This is a genomic window from Actinokineospora alba (assembly GCF_004362515.1).
In the GTDB taxonomy this organism is placed as follows: Bacteria; Actinomycetota; Actinomycetes; order Mycobacteriales; family Pseudonocardiaceae; genus Actinokineospora; species Actinokineospora alba.
Map to the genome: position 1 here is coordinate 6,162,258 of NZ_SNXU01000001.1, position 14,766 is coordinate 6,177,023.

Consider the following 14,766-nt stretch of genomic DNA (forward strand, 5'->3'; position numbering starts at 1 on the left):
CCCGCCTTAGTCCGTCACGCCCACCATCCCGTTGAGCAGGTCGAAAACCCTTGCGAGATAGGGAGACTGGTCGAGATCGGCCTCCTGCCCCGCGCCCATGATCTCCAAAGTGGACTCCGCGCGCCCGGCGAGGTCGGAGAGCTCGTCGGCGGCGTGCGGGTAGAGCAGCTGCAGGCCGCGCTTGTCCCCTTCGGAGAGGTCGAGACCGTTCCCGGTCGGGGCGCACGCGCTCGGCGCGGAGTGGTAGAAGAACGGCTCGAACTGGTAGAGCATCACGGATTTGGCGTCGAACGGGCCCGCGATCACGTCCGGCGACTCCTTGGTGCGCAGGTTGTGGTCGACCTTGGCCCGCGGCCACTTGTTGGGCTCGCCCGCGAGGTAGGTGTAAATGCCGGGACGGCGGCCGTTCGAGTCCGGCACGAACCTGCCCCGGTTGTCCTTCGTCGGGACATAGCCGGGATCGTCGTCCCAGCGGAACTCGTCCTCACACGGCCCGCGCATGTTCTGGTGGGCGTGTTTGAACGCCAGCGCGTGCAGGAACTCGTGGCGCACGGTGCCCTGCCACCGGTTGGGCTTGGCGGTCTTGAACCCGCCGAGGTTGAGGCTGCGCTGTCCGGGTCCGCCACCGATCGGGCTGCCCGGGCCGCCGATGGTGCTGTCGTTGCTGTCGGTGCCGACGAGCGACCAGAAGCCGCCCATGTCGAAGCTGACCCGGATGTCCGCGGCGTGCTCGGTGTCGAGGACCGTCCACCGGCGGAACTCGCCGCTGCCGGAGTCGAACCCGAAGTCGAGTTCCAGGTTGCAGGCGTCGGTGATCTGCGCCGTGGCGTCGACGATGTCGCGGTGCAGGTCCTTGTCGCCGTCGAGGAACGCGACCCGCACGGCCGAGCCGGGCCGCCAGCGGGCCAGGTCGTCGATCAGGAACTCCAGGCCCTCACGTTGCGAGGCGACCCGCTCGCGCCAGGCGTCGCGCACCTCAAGGGAGGCGACCAACTCGTCCGGCAGCGCATCCAGCACGAGATCGGTGCCCTGCCCGTCCACTCGTGTGTCCATATGAGGGGAGTCGCTCGCCGGTGGAGCCGGGTTAGCGTCGCCGGCTACGCGCGAACGGGTGAATCACCCAGGGTCGTCGCCGGTGACGACCCGTTACTTCACGCCTCCCGCCGTCAGGCCCGCGACGATCCGGCGCTGGAAGAGCAGGACCAGGATGACCAGGGGGATGGTGACGATGACGCCCGCGGCCATCTGGGTGCCGAAGGGGGCGTCGAACTGGGTGGTTCCGGTGAACTGGCTCGTGATCACCGGAGCCGTCTTGAGCTCCTTCTTGTTGACCACCGAAAGGGCGATGATGAACTCGTTCCACGCGGCGATGAACGTGATGATCGCCGTGGTGAACACACCTGGCGCGGCGAGCGGCAGGATCACCTTGCGGAACGCCTGGGCGGGCGTGCAGCCGTCGATCTGGGCGGCTTCCTCGAGTTCGACGGGCATCTGCCGGAAGAACGCGGTGAGGTTCCAGACGGCCAGCGGCAGGGCGAAGCTCATGCTGGGCACGATCATCGCCTGGTAGGTGTTGATCCACCCGATGTTGCTGAACAGGTCCAGCAGCGGCACCAGCAGCGAGATCCCGGGGAACATGCTGGTCGTGATGATGATCGCCAACACCAGGTTCTTGAACCGGAAGTCCAGCCGCGCCAACGCGTACGCGGTCAGGATGCCGATGATCAGGACCGCCACCGTCGTGGTCCCGGCGACAAGGAAGCTGTTGCCGAGCGCGCGGAGGAAGCCGTTGGCCGGAGAGAACGCGGCCGTGTAGGAGTCGGTCGAGAACGGTGACGGGACGGGCTCGGAGGCGAAGATGTCGCTGGTGCGCCGCAGACTCGACACCAGCATCCAGTAGAACGGTGCGAGGCAGTAGATCACGATGGCCGCGATACCCACGTAGGGCAGCCATCGCCAGCCGCTCTTCTTCGGCTTCGCGGGTGGGGCTTCGGTGCGTTCCAGCGTGGCGGTCATCGGTTCCTCCCGGTCCGCGCGCCGACGACATCGGCACCCAGCAGCTTGACGAACACGAACGCCACGACGGCGACGTAGACGAACAGGAAGATCGCGTACGCGGACGCGGGTCCGTACTTGGTGAACTTCACCGCTTCCTCGAACGCCAGGATCGTCACCGTGTCAGTGGAGTTCTTCCCCGGCCCGATCAGCGTGTACGGCAGGTCGAACATCCTCAGTGTGTCGAGGATGCGGAACAGGACCGCCACCATGAGCGTCGGCTTGACCAGCGGCAGGGTGATCGACCAGAACGTCTTCCACGGCGACGCGCCGTCCAGTTTGGCCGCTTCGTAGACCTCGTTGGAGATGACCTGCAATCCAGCCAGGACAAGCAGTCCGATGAACGGCGCGGTCTTCCACGTGTCGGCGATGACGACCGCCAGCCACGCCTGCGGCCCGTCGGTCGTCCACAGCACCGGGTCGCCGGGCAGCAGGTCGTTGGCCACGCCGTCGGCCTGGAAGATCCACCGCCACAGGATGCCCGCGATGGCGGTCGGCACCGCCCAGGGCACCAGGATGCTGGCCCGGACCAGCGCGCGGCCCTTGAAAGCCTTGTGCATCACCAAAGCCATCAGCACGCCCAGGATGACTTCCAGGCCGACGGCGACGATGGTGAAGCTGGTGGTGTTCCACAGGGCGTTGAGGAACCTGGCGCCGGTGGCGCCGCTGAACATGTCGGTGAAGTTGTCGATGCCGACGAACTTGTTGCCCGTCTCCAGCACGCCCGTCTCCGGGTCGATGCCCTCATTGCGTTGGTAGAACGCCAATCGGATGGCGGACACGATGGGATAGGCGACGACGATCCCGAGCACCAGCAGGGTCGGCGACACGAGCAGGGCGGCGAGCTTCCCGACTCCCTGTCTGCGGCCGACGGGCTTGGCGGGCTTGGGATCGACCGGCGCGCCGATGAGAGTGGCCATGGGTTGCCCTCCGCGAACCGAAGGCGGGGTTCCGGCGGCACCCGGAACCCCGCGTGCCGAAATCAGCTACCGGTCAGGGACTCCAGCTTCGTCTGCAACGAGGCCAGCGCGTCCTGGCTGCTTGATTGACCACTCATCGCCGCGTACGCGGCTTCCTGGATGGCGGAGGACACTTCCTGGTACTTGACGACCGCGGGGCGCTTCTTCGCCTTCTCGATCGACTTCTTCAGCTCGGTCAGGTACGGGAACTTCTCCACCAAGGCGGGCTCGTCGTAGAGCGAAGCCCAGGTCGGCGCCAGGCTGGTCTTCTCCAGGCTGGCCCGCTGCTGCTTCTCGTCGACCATGTACTTGATGAAGTCCAACGCGCTCTTCTTGTTCTTGGCGAACGAGCTGATCGCGTAGTTGTGCCCGCCCAGCGTCGAGGAGCCCGGGCCGTCGAGACCCGGCAGCGGCGCCACCGCGAACTTGCCCGCGACCGTCGACGAACCGTCCGTCGCGTTGGCCTTGGCGTACTGGTACGGCCACTGGCGGTGGAAGACCAGCTCACCGGCCTGGAACGCCCGGCGACCCTCTTCCTCCTTGAACGTGCGCGCCTTGGCGGCGATCTTGCCGGACTTGACGCCCTCGACGAGGAAGTCCAGACCCGCCTTCGCCTTCTCGGTGTTCACGTTCGGCTTGCCGTCCTCACCGACGACGTCACCACCGGCGGAGTTGACGGCCTCGCTGAAGTTGACGGTGAGGCCCTCGTACTTCTCGAACTGACCCGCGTAGCAGGACACCGCCGGGTTGGCCGCGATCACCTTGTCACACGCGGCGTTCATCTCCGCCCACGTCGTCGGCGCCTTCGCGCCGACCGCGTCGAGCAGGTCCTTGCGGTAGTAGAGCAAGCCGCCGTCGCTGTTGATCGGCACCGCGTAGAGCTTCTTGAAGTACTTCGCGGTCTCCACCGTCGCGGGGAGCAGCTTGTCGATCGGGAACTGGTCCTCCGGCAACTGGGTGACCCACTGGTTGGCCGCGAACTCGGCGGTCCACACGACGTCGAGGTTGAGGACGGTGTACGCGTCGGACTTGGTCTGCGCGTTCTGCACCATCTGCTGCCGCTGCGCGTCGGCGTCCTCGGGCAGCTCGATCAGGGTGACCTTCTGGTCGGCGTGCTCGGCGTTCCAGCCGTCGACCTGGTTCTGGAGGTTCCCGGAGGTGTCCTTGCCGGTGACCAGGGTGATCGGCCCGACCCCCTCCAGCGCGGCGGGGCCCGGCTGTGTGCCGCCGCCACCGCCCGAATCCGATGTTCCACACGCACTGAGGCTCAGCACCAGCGCGGCTGCGAGAGCCACTCCGCGTGCGACAGGTCCTCGCGTAAACACGACACCTCCAGTGGATCGATGAACGCTCCCCGCGCGCTGGGCGCGCGGCTTTTTGGTGTTAATCGGACTGTTCTCGCATGTTGGCGGCAAGGGAACGAACGACATGTGCTCGTTACCGTTTCGAAATCAACAACTGGGGACGATCGGAGAACCCCTACTCGGCATGGCGCTCTGGTGTCACCCCGCCGGATGGGGCATCCTGGGAAGCTCGGTGTGCCGACCGATGAAGGATGGGCAGCGATGGCTCAAGTCAGCTTCGATTCCGCGTCGCGGGTCTACGCCGGATCCCCGCCGGTGCGGGCCGTGGACCGGCTCGACCTGTCCATTGAGGATGGCGAATTCCTGGTCCTGGTGGGCCCGTCCGGCTCGGGCAAGTCGACGGCGCTGCGGATGCTCGCGGGCCTTGAGGACGTCGACGAGGGGACCATCCGCATCGGCGACCGCGACGTCACCCATGTGCCGCCCAAGGGCCGTGACATCGCGATGGTGTTCCAGTCCTACGCGCTGTACCCACACATGACGGTCGCCCAGAACATGGGCTTCGCGCTCAAGCTGCAAGGCCTGCCGAAGACCACCATCACCGAGAAGGTCGCCGAGGCGGCCAAGCTGCTCGACCTGGAGAAGTACCTCGACCGCAAACCCAAGGCACTCTCCGGCGGCCAACGCCAGCGCGTCGCCATGGGCCGAGCCATCGTGCGCGACCCGGCCGTGTTCCTCATGGACGAACCACTGTCCAACCTGGACGCCAAACTCAGGGTGGAGACCCGCGCCAACATCGCCGCACTCCAACGACGACTCGGCACCACGACCATCTACGTGACCCACGACCAGGTCGAAGCCATGACCATGGGCCACCGGGTCGCCGTCCTCAAAGACGGGCTGCTGCAGCAGTGCGACACCCCGCGGGCGTTGTATGACCGTCCCGCCAACGCGTTCGTCGCCGGGTTCATCGGCTCCCCCGCCATGAACCTGCTGACCCTCCCGGTCCACGACGGCTCGATGCGCCTGGGCGGCGCCGACATCCCGCTGCCGCGCGCGGTCGGGAGCGGCGTCGACACGGTCACGGCGGGCATCCGCCCCGAGTCGCTGGAGCTGGCGCCGACGGGCACGGAGAACGGGGTGTCGCTCGTCGTGGAGCTGGTTGAGGAACTGGGCGCCGACGCCCTGGTCCACGCCGCCATCCAAGACGACCCCAACACCCCGCGCGTCGTGATGCGGGTCGACGGCCGGACACCGCCCGCCCTGGCCCAGACGATCACCGCCACGCTGCGCCACCCCGAGGAGATTCACCTGTTCGACGCCACCACCGGCGAACGCCTGGACTGAGCCCGAGCCGGACAGGCTGCGGCTCCGACGCGACCGCCGAGGGGTTCGCGGCCGCGCTTCGCCCGGTGGGCTTGGGCGGGCCGCGGACGAGCGGGGATTGTCGGTCGGGCCGGCTAGGGTGTCGGCATGGATTTCGCCGCCGAATTAGTCGACCAGAACCGCCTCTTCGCCGACTTGACCCGCACCGCCGACCCGGACGCCGACGTACCCACCTGCCCCGGCTGGACGCTGCGCCAACTGGTCACCCACGTCGGCCGCGGCCACCGGTGGGCGGCCACCATCAGCGGTGAGCGATCCCAGGTCGTTATCGACCCCAAGACCGTCGCCGACGGCAAACCCCCGGCTGACTGGGCGGCAGCGGTCGACTGGATGGCCACAGGCGCCCAACTCGTCCTCGACAGCGTCGAGAAGGCCGGACCGGAGACGCCGGTGTGGACATTCACCGGCCCCAAGCCGACCGCTTGGTGGATCCGCCGACGCCTACACGAGACAGTCATCCACCGCGCCGACGCCGCCATCGCGGCCGGAGTACCGTTCGAGGTGGAACCCGACGTCGCCGCCGACAACCTGTCCGAGTGGCTGGGCCTGGTCGCCGCCCGCCCCGCCACCGACGACGCACCGCTGGCCGAGGGCACGTCACTACACCTACACGCCACCGACCACAACCTAACGGTGCCCGGCGAGTGGATCCTCCGGACGGCTGACGGACGGATCACGGTGGAACACGAACACGCCAAGGGAACGGCCGCAGTGCGCGGCAAGGCGGCCGACCTGGCGCTGGCGATGCTCCGCAGGCTGCCCGCCGACCACCCCGGCTTGAGCATCGTCGGCGACGCAGCGGTGGTCGCGACCTGGCTGGACCGCACCCAGTTCTAGAGCTGTGGCCACAGGAGGTCCCACCACCCGCGACCGCAAGGAAGTCGGCCAACGCCGGCGGGCGCGACGGGCGGGTTCACCCCGACGAGATCGAACGCCGCCGCTCGGCCGCTTAGATGGACGCGGTAAGTCCCTCACCCGATCGGGAAACTCCCGTCCTGAACGTCGAACTCACCCGCCGGAATGGGCGACTCACTTACCGGAAGGGGCGACTCGCGGCTGACCGACTCGGCGGACCGGGGCTGCACGCGGGTGACCGACTTGGCGGACCGGGGCGACTCGCGGGTGACCGACTCGGCGGACCAGGACTGCACGCGGGTGACCGACTCGGCGGGCCGGGGCGAGCGGGGGCAGGGCGGCGAAACGGCGAAACGGCGAAGCGCGCGGCCTCCATCCCAACCACCGCCAATCGCAAGGGGCCCAACAGAACGGCCTGTTTGGGTGGTTCGCCTTGATTCGGGGGGAGAAGGACCTAAACTTTCGCGGCGCGGGGCAGTTTCTTCACCCTGCCCGCTTTACCCGCGCAGGTCCTTCTCCGGGGTCCCCGAATCAAGGCGAACCACCCAAACAGGCACCACCAGCCCCAAGCCGCCCGCGAACAAGACCGGGACGGGCAACGTGGCGAACGGGCCCTCCATGACGCTGACCGCCAGCCGAAGCTGGCGAACAGGCCGCTAGAACCAGCTCACCAAGTCGGCCGCAGAGGCATCCCAGAAACCCCCTTCTCCCCCACCTTCACCCCAAGCAACTGGTGCAGCTCAAGCTGATGCCGGTCGAAAGCCAACTGCGAAGCCGCCATATACAACGCCCACACCCGAGCCCGAGCGACCCCAGCGTCCTGGACAGCTTCCTCCCAGTTCTCATCGAGATTCGCGCACCAGGCCGCGAGTGTCTTCGCGTAGTGCTCACGCAGGTTCTCGTCGTGCCGGATCTCGAAACCGTTGTCCTGCATGGCGGACGCGATCTCGCCGATGCCTTCCAGTTCACCGTCCGGGAAGACATAGCGGTCGAAGAACGGGCCGACCTTGTGCGGTGCGGTGGTGTTCGTCCGCGTGATGCAGTGGTTGAGCAGCCTGCCCTGGGGCCGCAGCTTCCCATAGAGGAAGCTGAAGTAGGCGGGCAGGTTGCGGGCGCCGACGTGCTCGGTCAGCCCGATCGAGGACACCGCGTCGAAGCCGGTTTCGGTGACGTCGCGGTAATCCAGGTGGCGCACCTCGGCCTTGTCGGACAGGCCCCGCGCGGCGATCTCCTTCTGGGCCCACAATGCCTGCTCGCGCGACAGGGTCACGCCGAGTACGTCGACGCCGTAGTGCTCGGCGGCGTGCATCGCCATGCCGCCCCAGCCGCAGCCGACGTCGAGGAGGCGCATTCCCGGTTCCAGCGCCAGTTTGCGGCACACCAGGTCGAACTTCTGCCACTGCGCCTCTTCGAGCGTGGCGTCCGCGGTCGGGTAGCAGGCGCAGGTGTAGGCCATCGACGGGCCGAGGACCAGTTCGTAGAAGCGGTTCGACACGTCGTAGTGCCGGGAAATGGCTACGGAGTCACGGTTTCTGGAGTGCCGCAGCCCGAGGGCCGCTCGCCGTGCGCGCCCCGGGAGTTCCTCCGGTGGGGCCTGGACGGGCCGCAGGTGGGTGGGCGCCAACTCGCGCAGCAGCTTGATGCCGTCGCGCAGGTGCAGGTCGTCGATGATCGGCACCAGCACGTCGAGGAGGTTGTAGAGGCCGCCGGTGACCGTCAGGTGGCCGGTGACGTACGCACGCGCCAGACCCAGTTCGCCTGGCGCGGAAAGCAGATACGTCACCGCTTCCGGTGTGGACAGTTCCAATCGGACCGGAGCGTCCGGGTTTCCGGCGACGCTGCCGTCATAGGCGGACACGGCCAGCCCGCCGTCCGGCGGGATGAGGCCCTCGAAAGCCGAAGCGATTCTCGGAGTGGTCATTGCTCTCCCCTGGTCAGCGCCCCCGGACGCATTTGTCGTACAGATCGAGCAGTCTTGCCCCGGGGTCATAGCGAGTCTTGAGATCCCGGTAGGCGGGTCCGTTGTAGAGGGACCAGAACTCATCCTCTTCGTGGAAACTGGCGGAGTACAGCGATTTGCGGCCACGCATCTCGGTGACGGTCTTCTCGATGAGCCGGTTGTGGGTGTCGGCGGGCTCGCCCGGGTCGAGCGGGACCGACGACCAGAAGCCGAAGTTGACGTAGAGCGAGTCCGGGTCCATGACGTAGAGCGGCCACTGGGTCTTGTCGCGCAGCCGCACCGGGCACACCCAGACCGGGTTGATCGGGATCTCGCGGTGGAAGAAGTCGAGGAACGCCGCGGCCTGGTCGATCGGGACCTCGATGTCCTGCACGACGGTCTCCCGCTCGGGCAGGCCGCGCCACCTGTCGATCCGGGCGGACACGCCGAGCTTGCGTTCGAGGGCGACGACCTTCCAGTAGACGTCCGAGCGGAGCCGTTTGCGGCCCAGCACCCGCCGCACGAAGCGGTTCTGCACGCCGAGGGCGGCCGAGCACCAGAACCAGTCGGTGTCCCAGCGCCACAGGTAGTCGCGGACGGTCAGGTAGTCGTCGGTGCGGCCCTGGATGGAGCGGTAGTAGATGTCGAGCCAGGTGTAGTCGCTGGTGTAGGGCGCCTCGTCGGTGAAGGTGCCGAGCGTCAGATACAGCTCGTCGGGGCCGAACACGGTGCCGTCGACGAAGTCGACGGGCTTGCCGCCGTGGGTGCGGGTCTCGCAGACCTCGGCCAGCTCGGCGAAGTAGCCCGCGGCGTCGCGGTGGCGCAGGTGGCGGACGTGGACGTAGGGGCGCACGGGTTCGAGTTCGATGGTGAGCCGCAGCGCGTAGCCGAGGGTGCCGTAGGAGTTCGGGAAGCCGTGGAACAGGTCGCGGTGCTCGTTGTCGGGGCGCGCGACGACGACCTGGCCGTCGCCGGTGAGGACCTCGAGTTCCAGCACCGACTCGTGCGGCATGCCATTGCGGAAGGACGACGACTCGATGCCGAGCCCGGTGACCGCGCCGCCCAGGGTGATGGTCTTGAGCTGCGGGACGACCAGCGGCATCAGCCCGTGCGGCAGGGTCGCGTCGACCAGTTGCTCGTAGGTGACCATGCCCTCGACGTCGGCGGTGCGCGCCTCCGGGTCGACGGACAGGACGTGGGTGAAGTCGGCGACGTCGATGGTCCCGGCGCCGCTGCGGTCGCGGAACAGGTTGGATGTGCGCTTGGCCAGCCGGATCGGCGAGTCCGGCGGCAGGGCGGCGAACCGCTCGCGCAGGCGCTCCACCCGGTCCTGGTGCGCGGTCCCCGCGCTGGTCGTGGCACCCGTCATACCTGTCATTCTCACCCTATTCGGCTCGACCGGTACAGCTCTGACCGGCGCGGTCTCGTAGTCATCCCTCAGTGATAGCCGACCGGCGCGCATTTCGCTCGCGCAAGATCGGAGTTGACGGGACCGCCACGCGTGGGAAGGTGATCGGGTGAGCGAGGACGAAGTGCGCGACGGGGTGTCGCTGACCAATCTCGACCAGCCGCTGTTCGACGGGGCCGAGGCCACCAAACGCGACCTGGTCGACTACCTGGACGCGGTCCGCGACCGGATAATCCCGGTGCTGCGCGACCGGCCCCTGTCGGTGATGCGGGTGCGGCCCGGGCAGCAGCCGTTCATGCAGAAGAACCTGCCGAAATACACCCCGGACTGGGTCAAACGGGCCACCGTGTGGGCGGAGGCCTCCAAGCGCGAGATCTCCTACGCCCTCTGCGACGACCGTCGAACCCTCCTGTGGTTCGCGAACCAGCGGTCCATCGAGTACCACCCGACCCTGACCGTGCTGGAGCGGCCGGACCATGTCACCCACCTGATCCTCGACCTCGACCCCCCGGCGGGCGACGACAGCTTCGGCGCCGCCGTCCAGGCCGCTCTGCTGGTGCGGCAGGCATTGACCGACTCGGGACTCACCGGCCTGGCCAAGACCAGCGGCGCGAAGGGCGTCCACGTCTTCGTCCCGGTCGACCCGGAAGCGTCCATGGAGGACGTCGCCGCCGCCACCCGAGCCATCGCCGCCCGCGCGGAACGCATCGACCCGGCCCTGGCCACGACGGCCTACATCGTCGACGACCGGGCGGGAAAGGTCTTCCTCGACTCCACCCGGTCGGGCGGCGCCACCGTGGTCGCCGCCTATAGCCCCCGGATCCGCCCCGGCACCCCCGTCTCGTTCCCCGTGGCGTGGGAGGACCTCACGTCGGTCAAGCCCACCGACTTCACCGTGAAAACGGCCCCGGCGCTGCTCGGCGACACCGACCCGTGGGCCACCGGAATGCCCGACCCCCAGCCGCTCCCGGCTGACCTGGTCGCCGAAGGCCACACCATCCCCGTCGCCCGCGTCCAGGCGATGCACGAGGGCAAGCGGAGGGCCCGGGCCCGCAAGGCGGCGGAGGAGTCCACGTCCGGGTAGCGGTCGTTTTGCCGAACGGGGACGGGGGTAGACCCCAGCCGAACCCCAGGGAGGCCATCATGAGCGATCTCGACCCCGCCGACACCGGCGCGGAAGACTTGGACGAGGACGCATTGCACGTGGACCCGCTGGAAGAGGGTGTCGAACCCCCCGAACACTGGTCGGCGGCCGACAAGTACGGCACCACCCCGTCGGAGGCACTCGCGGGCGAGGGCCTGGAGCGGAAACTACGGGCCGAACAGGCGGACGTGACCCCGGATGACGTCCCGGACACCCCCGTGGCCGCCGCCCCGATCGACGACCTCGACGAATCCGTGGACGCCACGAACGAACCCGAGGGCTACGAGATGCCCGAACCCCAGCGACAGATCCCGGACGACGCCGCCCGGAGAGGCCAGTCGGCGGATGAGGCGGGCGGCTCGATGGCGGAAACCATTCGCACACCGCCGGACATCGACTAGAACCCGCAACTCGCAGATGGAACGCAGCACCAGACCCACGACTCGGCGACGGTTCCGCCGTGCCCATGCGAGGGAGGGTTCTTCACTTCGCACCTCCGAATGGGGCCGCCATCGGAGACAGCGCTCGCCCCGAACCTCGAACGGGGCGACTCGTCCCCCACACCTCCGGACCGGGCCACCACCAGCGACAACTCGTCGCCCTGAACGTCCGAACAGGGCCACCATCAGCGACAGTTCGTCTCCTGCACCTCCGAACAAGGCCAGCTTCGGGGATGCCCTCGTCCCTGCACCTCCAGACGTGGCCACCATCAGGGACGCCCTCGTCCCTGCACCTCCGAACAAGGCCAGCTTCGGGGATGCCCTCGTCCCTGCACCTCCAGACGTGGCCACCATCAGGGACGCCCTCGTCCCTGCACCTCCGAACAAGGCCAGCTTCGGGGATGCCCTCGTCCCTGCACCTCCAGACGTGGCCACCATCAGGGACGCCCTCGTCCCTGCACCTCCGAACAAGGCCAGCTTCGGGGATGCCCTCGTCCCTGCACCTCCAGACGTGGCCACCATCAGGGACGCCCTCGTCCCTGCACCTCCAGACGTGGCCACCATCAGGGACGCCCTCGTCCCTGCACCTCCGAACAAGGCCAGCTTCGGGGATGCCCTCGTCCCTGCACCTCCAGACGTGGCCACCATCAGGGACGCCCTCGTCCCTGCACCTCCAGACGTGGCCACCTCCAGGGACGGCTCTTCGCCCCTGCACTTCCCCCTTGCCCCTCGTCCTGGCCGCTTTTAATTCTCGATCATCGCTGTCAAGGGTCGCGCAGCGATCGCGCAGCGACGGCCGTTTACGGCCGCCCTTGACAGCGATGATCGAGAATTAAACAATCGCGCCAGAGGGGCCCACCCACTTCTCTTTGGTACCAACAAGAACAGTCCCCCTCGGCCATAATTGTTTAACTCTCGATCATCGGCGTCAAGGGCGGCGCAAGCGCCGTCGCTGCGCGATCGGCAAGCCGACCCTTGACACCGATGATCGAGAGTTAAAGATGGCCAGGACGAGGGGGCAGGGGGTAGAGCAGGGATTAAAGCCAAAGACCGCAAAGGCAACCCGCTTGGAGTGGGGCTGTGGGCGGTTTGGTTTGGCTGTGCGGCTCGGCCTGAGTTGGTGGATGCAGGCCGAGTGATGGTGTGGGCAGTGCAGTTCGGTTGGTGGTGAGTGGGGCGGTAGCGGGCTGGCCGAATGAGGTCTGTCTTGCCGTCCGGGAAGCCTCGACCCGCGACGTCAGGCGAAAGGCACTGATCGCTAGTACCGTCGATTCATGTTGATGAGGCGGGTCGCTGTGGTGCTCGCTGCCCTGGTGGGTCTCTCAGCTTGTGGGGGCGATCGCATCCGGGAGGCGGAAGACGTGGCGCGGGCCTTTCAAGGGGCGTTGGCCGAGAACCGCCCCCAGGAAGCCTGCGCCCTGTTCGCGCCGCGGGTGCTTCAGGATGAGGAATGTGCCGCCGTCCTTGAGAAGTTGAAGCCCGCCACCATCGAGGAGACCGAGGTGTGGGGTGACGGCGCCATCGTGCGGGCCGGGGCCGACACGATGTTCCTCGCCGAATTCAACCAGGGTTGGTTGATCACCGCCGCCGGGTGCGTCCGCCGCGGCGAGATTCCCTACGACTGCGCGGCGGGTGGGCCATGATCGCCCGGCTGATGTTCAACCTGACCCTGGCCATCGTGGTCGGCGGCTGTGTCTACTTCATCCTCATCGGGTTGCTCCACCGATGACGGACGACGAGAGCGAAGGCGACCGGCTGCGGCGCAACGTCAACGAGTTGCTGCAGGAACTGCGGGTCGCTCAGGCCGGGGTGCAGATCCTCTTCGGCTTCCTTCTCGCCGTGACGTTCACCGAGTCCTACGAACAGGCGACGAAGTTCCAGCAGATGGTGCATCTGGTGACAGTGCTGCTCGCCGTGTTGGCGATCGCGTTGTTCACCGCGCCCGCGGCGTGGCATCGGGTGCTGTTCCGGCAGGGCAGGCGCGACCTGATCGTCGACAGCGCCAACACGTTCGCCATCGTCGGGTTGGCCACGCTCGCCCTGGCGGTCACTGGCACCGTCCTGCTGCTCACCGATGTGATCATCGGCCAGCCCGCGGCGGCCATCCTGGCCGCGGTCACCGCTATCGGGTTCGGAACCCTGTGGTTCGCCGTGCCCGCCCGCCACCGGCGCCGCGGTGGCGGCGCATAGCCCGCAAGCCGCGGGCGATGGTGTCGCGCAGGCCGCTCGACGGGGGTTCCGTCGCCGCGATCGTCTCCGCCACCCAGGCGACCACCTCGGGCAGACCCAGCGGCGCCGGCGGCGGTCTGCGCAGGTCCACGTCCTCCTGGGCGGTCTGGAAGCACCGGACCACCGCCCCCTTGTCCTCCAACGCGCGCGCCCACTCCCCCCACGGCGAGTCGGGGGCGCAGGACTGCGGGTCGATGGCGACGAGGGACTTCACCTTCCGCGGCTGCGTGCCCGCCACCCACAGGACCGGCTCCGTGGCCACCCCCGCGGTCACGATGTGCACGCGCCTGCCTTTGGTCTCGCTCAGGATCGACGTCAGCGCCGCCAGGCCCGGGCCGTCCGCGGGCAGCCGGACCCAGCCGATGCGCAGCTTGTCGGTCAGCGGACGCCACGTCGCGGGCAGTTCCCCGTGACTGGCCTCCCCCGCCGGGTCGAGGACCACCGCGAGGTCGGCGTCCACCGGTCCCCGCCACACGATGGCGGGTCCGCGCGCGGCCATGTCCGTCATCGTCATCGACCCCCTAAGTCCTCTGTAGACTCGCCGTCCTCGCCGACGCCCACCTGGACAGCCCAGACGAGTGCGTGCACGAGCATGGACATCCGGTCGTGGCTGTCGCCGGCGTCGATCACGAGCCGGATCTGGTCGGTGACGTCCTCCGGCCGGTCGTTGAGCCACGCCAGCTGCGCGCGCAGCACGGCGCGGACCGGCGGGGCGATGGAGTCGATGTCGACGGGCAGCCCGTCGGCGTTCTGCACCTCCACGGCGAAAGCCGCGTCGGACAGCTGAACCGCCTCGGACTCCAGGATCTTCCGCCCACCCGCGCTGATCAGCGCGGTCACGATGGCGAGAAGGTCGGAGTCCGAGGCGGGTCGGCACCACTGGGCGAGCAGATCGGACACGACATCGATGTCGCGGTCTCGGACCGCGGCCACCAAGGTGTTGATCGCGTCCGCTACGCGAGGGGTGTGCTCGGCCATGGTCTTGGCCCCTCCGGTCGAGTCGGTTACGCCGTCTTGCATGGTGGCTACCCCGGTGACCGGAGGGGA

The 14,766-nt window shown here is 68.1% G+C and carries 14 protein-coding genes; 6 read left to right on the forward strand and 8 right to left on the reverse strand.

The genetic code is table 11. The features are described 5' to 3' along the window. Window positions 1-6 precede the first annotated feature (6 nt). From C8E96_RS28010 to C8E96_RS28025, 4 genes are all read right to left on the reverse strand, one after another. A complete protein-coding gene (locus C8E96_RS28010; protein ID WP_133794835.1) occupies window positions 7-1,053 on the reverse strand; it encodes a zinc metalloprotease in 1,047 nt (348 codons plus the stop codon). Window positions 1,054-1,146: 93 nt separating this feature from the next. Further along, on the reverse strand, window positions 1,147-2,016 hold the full coding sequence (locus tag C8E96_RS28015) for a carbohydrate ABC transporter permease (RefSeq protein WP_133794837.1): 870 nt from the start codon (window positions 2,014-2,016) through the stop codon (window positions 1,147-1,149). Next, complete coding sequence (locus C8E96_RS28020; RefSeq protein ID WP_091383554.1) at window positions 2,013-2,975, reverse strand: carbohydrate ABC transporter permease; 963 nt, start codon at window positions 2,973-2,975, stop codon at window positions 2,013-2,015. Before C8E96_RS28020 ends, C8E96_RS28015 begins: the two co-directional genes overlap by 4 nt. 62 nt (window positions 2,976-3,037) lie before the next feature. Then, entirely contained in the window at window positions 3,038-4,309 is a 1,272-nt protein-coding gene (locus C8E96_RS28025) for an ABC transporter substrate-binding protein (protein WP_228770309.1), read from the reverse strand. Between the two features lie 270 nt (window positions 4,310-4,579). Here C8E96_RS28025 and C8E96_RS28030 point away from each other — a divergent pair, with 270 nt between their 5' ends. Further along, window positions 4,580-5,665 (forward strand): ABC transporter ATP-binding protein, encoded by a 1,086-nt coding sequence (locus C8E96_RS28030; RefSeq protein ID WP_091383552.1) that lies wholly within the window; start codon window positions 4,580-4,582, stop codon window positions 5,663-5,665. A gap of 126 nt (window positions 5,666-5,791) precedes the next feature. After that, a complete protein-coding gene (locus C8E96_RS28035; protein WP_091383551.1) occupies window positions 5,792-6,541 on the forward strand; it encodes a maleylpyruvate isomerase family mycothiol-dependent enzyme in 750 nt (249 codons plus the stop codon). A 685-nt stretch (window positions 6,542-7,226) separates the two neighbouring features. Here the strand turns inward: C8E96_RS28035 and C8E96_RS28040 are convergent. Both C8E96_RS28040 and C8E96_RS28045 read right to left on the reverse strand, forming a co-directional pair. Beyond that, window positions 7,227-8,480, reverse strand: a complete 1,254-nt coding sequence (locus C8E96_RS28040) for a class I SAM-dependent methyltransferase (protein ID WP_176926852.1) — start codon at window positions 8,478-8,480, stop codon at window positions 7,227-7,229. Window positions 8,481-8,493: 13 nt separating this feature from the next. Then, window positions 8,494-9,867 (reverse strand): FAD-binding oxidoreductase, encoded by a 1,374-nt coding sequence (locus tag C8E96_RS28045; protein WP_228770308.1) that lies wholly within the window; start codon window positions 9,865-9,867, stop codon window positions 8,494-8,496. A gap of 148 nt (window positions 9,868-10,015) precedes the next feature. On the opposite strand from C8E96_RS28045, the gene C8E96_RS28050 reads away from it, so the two are divergent. The 4 genes from C8E96_RS28050 (at window position 10,016) to C8E96_RS28065 (ending at window position 13,680) form a co-directional block, all read left to right on the forward strand. Further along, entirely contained in the window at window positions 10,016-10,990 is a 975-nt protein-coding gene (locus C8E96_RS28050; protein WP_091383547.1) for a DNA polymerase domain-containing protein, read from the forward strand. Between the two features lie 59 nt (window positions 10,991-11,049). Then, window positions 11,050-11,451 (forward strand): hypothetical protein, encoded by a 402-nt coding sequence (locus tag C8E96_RS28055; RefSeq protein WP_091383546.1) that lies wholly within the window; start codon window positions 11,050-11,052, stop codon window positions 11,449-11,451. A 1,400-nt stretch (window positions 11,452-12,851) separates the two neighbouring features. Continuing rightward, window positions 12,852-13,133, forward strand: coding sequence for a hypothetical protein (locus C8E96_RS28060; RefSeq protein WP_133794839.1), 282 nt, complete (start codon window positions 12,852-12,854; stop codon window positions 13,131-13,133). Window positions 13,134-13,215: 82 nt separating this feature from the next. Beyond that, window positions 13,216-13,680, forward strand: coding sequence for a DUF6328 family protein (locus tag C8E96_RS28065; protein ID WP_091383314.1), 465 nt, complete (start codon window positions 13,216-13,218; stop codon window positions 13,678-13,680). On the opposite strand, the gene C8E96_RS28070 is transcribed toward C8E96_RS28065, so the two are convergent. Both C8E96_RS28070 and C8E96_RS28075 read right to left on the reverse strand, forming a co-directional pair. Beyond that, window positions 13,613-14,233, reverse strand: coding sequence for a hypothetical protein (locus C8E96_RS28070; protein ID WP_133794841.1), 621 nt, complete (start codon window positions 14,231-14,233; stop codon window positions 13,613-13,615). The two genes, C8E96_RS28065 and C8E96_RS28070, sit on opposite strands and share 68 nt — an antisense overlap. Beyond that, window positions 14,230-14,697 (reverse strand): hypothetical protein, encoded by a 468-nt coding sequence (locus C8E96_RS28075; protein ID WP_133794842.1) that lies wholly within the window; start codon window positions 14,695-14,697, stop codon window positions 14,230-14,232. Before C8E96_RS28075 ends, C8E96_RS28070 begins: the two co-directional genes overlap by 4 nt. Window positions 14,698-14,766 lie beyond the last annotated feature (69 nt).

Excerpts from the sequence above, each read along its gene's own strand:
- C8E96_RS28055 (WP_091383546.1), top strand. The coding sequence starts at position 11,050 with ATGAGCGATCTCGACCCCGCCGACACCGGCGCGGAAGACTTGGACGAG.
- C8E96_RS28040 (WP_176926852.1), bottom strand. The coding sequence starts at position 8,480 with ATGACCACTCCGAGAATCGCTTCGGCTTTCGAGGGCCTCATCCCGCCG.
- C8E96_RS28015 (WP_133794837.1), bottom strand. The coding sequence starts at position 2,016 with ATGACCGCCACGCTGGAACGCACCGAAGCCCCACCCGCGAAGCCGAAG.
- C8E96_RS28035 (WP_091383551.1), top strand. The coding sequence starts at position 5,792 with ATGGATTTCGCCGCCGAATTAGTCGACCAGAACCGCCTCTTCGCCGAC.
- C8E96_RS28010 (WP_133794835.1), bottom strand. The coding sequence starts at position 1,053 with ATGGACACACGAGTGGACGGGCAGGGCACCGATCTCGTGCTGGATGCG.
- C8E96_RS28045 (WP_228770308.1), bottom strand. The coding sequence starts at position 9,867 with ATGACGGGTGCCACGACCAGCGCGGGGACCGCGCACCAGGACCGGGTG.
- C8E96_RS28075 (WP_133794842.1), bottom strand. The coding sequence starts at position 14,697 with ATGGCCGAGCACACCCCTCGCGTAGCGGACGCGATCAACACCTTGGTG.
- C8E96_RS28020 (WP_091383554.1), bottom strand. The coding sequence starts at position 2,975 with ATGGCCACTCTCATCGGCGCGCCGGTCGATCCCAAGCCCGCCAAGCCC.
- C8E96_RS28030 (WP_091383552.1), top strand. The coding sequence starts at position 4,580 with ATGGCTCAAGTCAGCTTCGATTCCGCGTCGCGGGTCTACGCCGGATCC.
- C8E96_RS28065 (WP_091383314.1), top strand. The coding sequence starts at position 13,216 with ATGACGGACGACGAGAGCGAAGGCGACCGGCTGCGGCGCAACGTCAAC.
- C8E96_RS28070 (WP_133794841.1), bottom strand. The coding sequence starts at position 14,233 with ATGACGATGACGGACATGGCCGCGCGCGGACCCGCCATCGTGTGGCGG.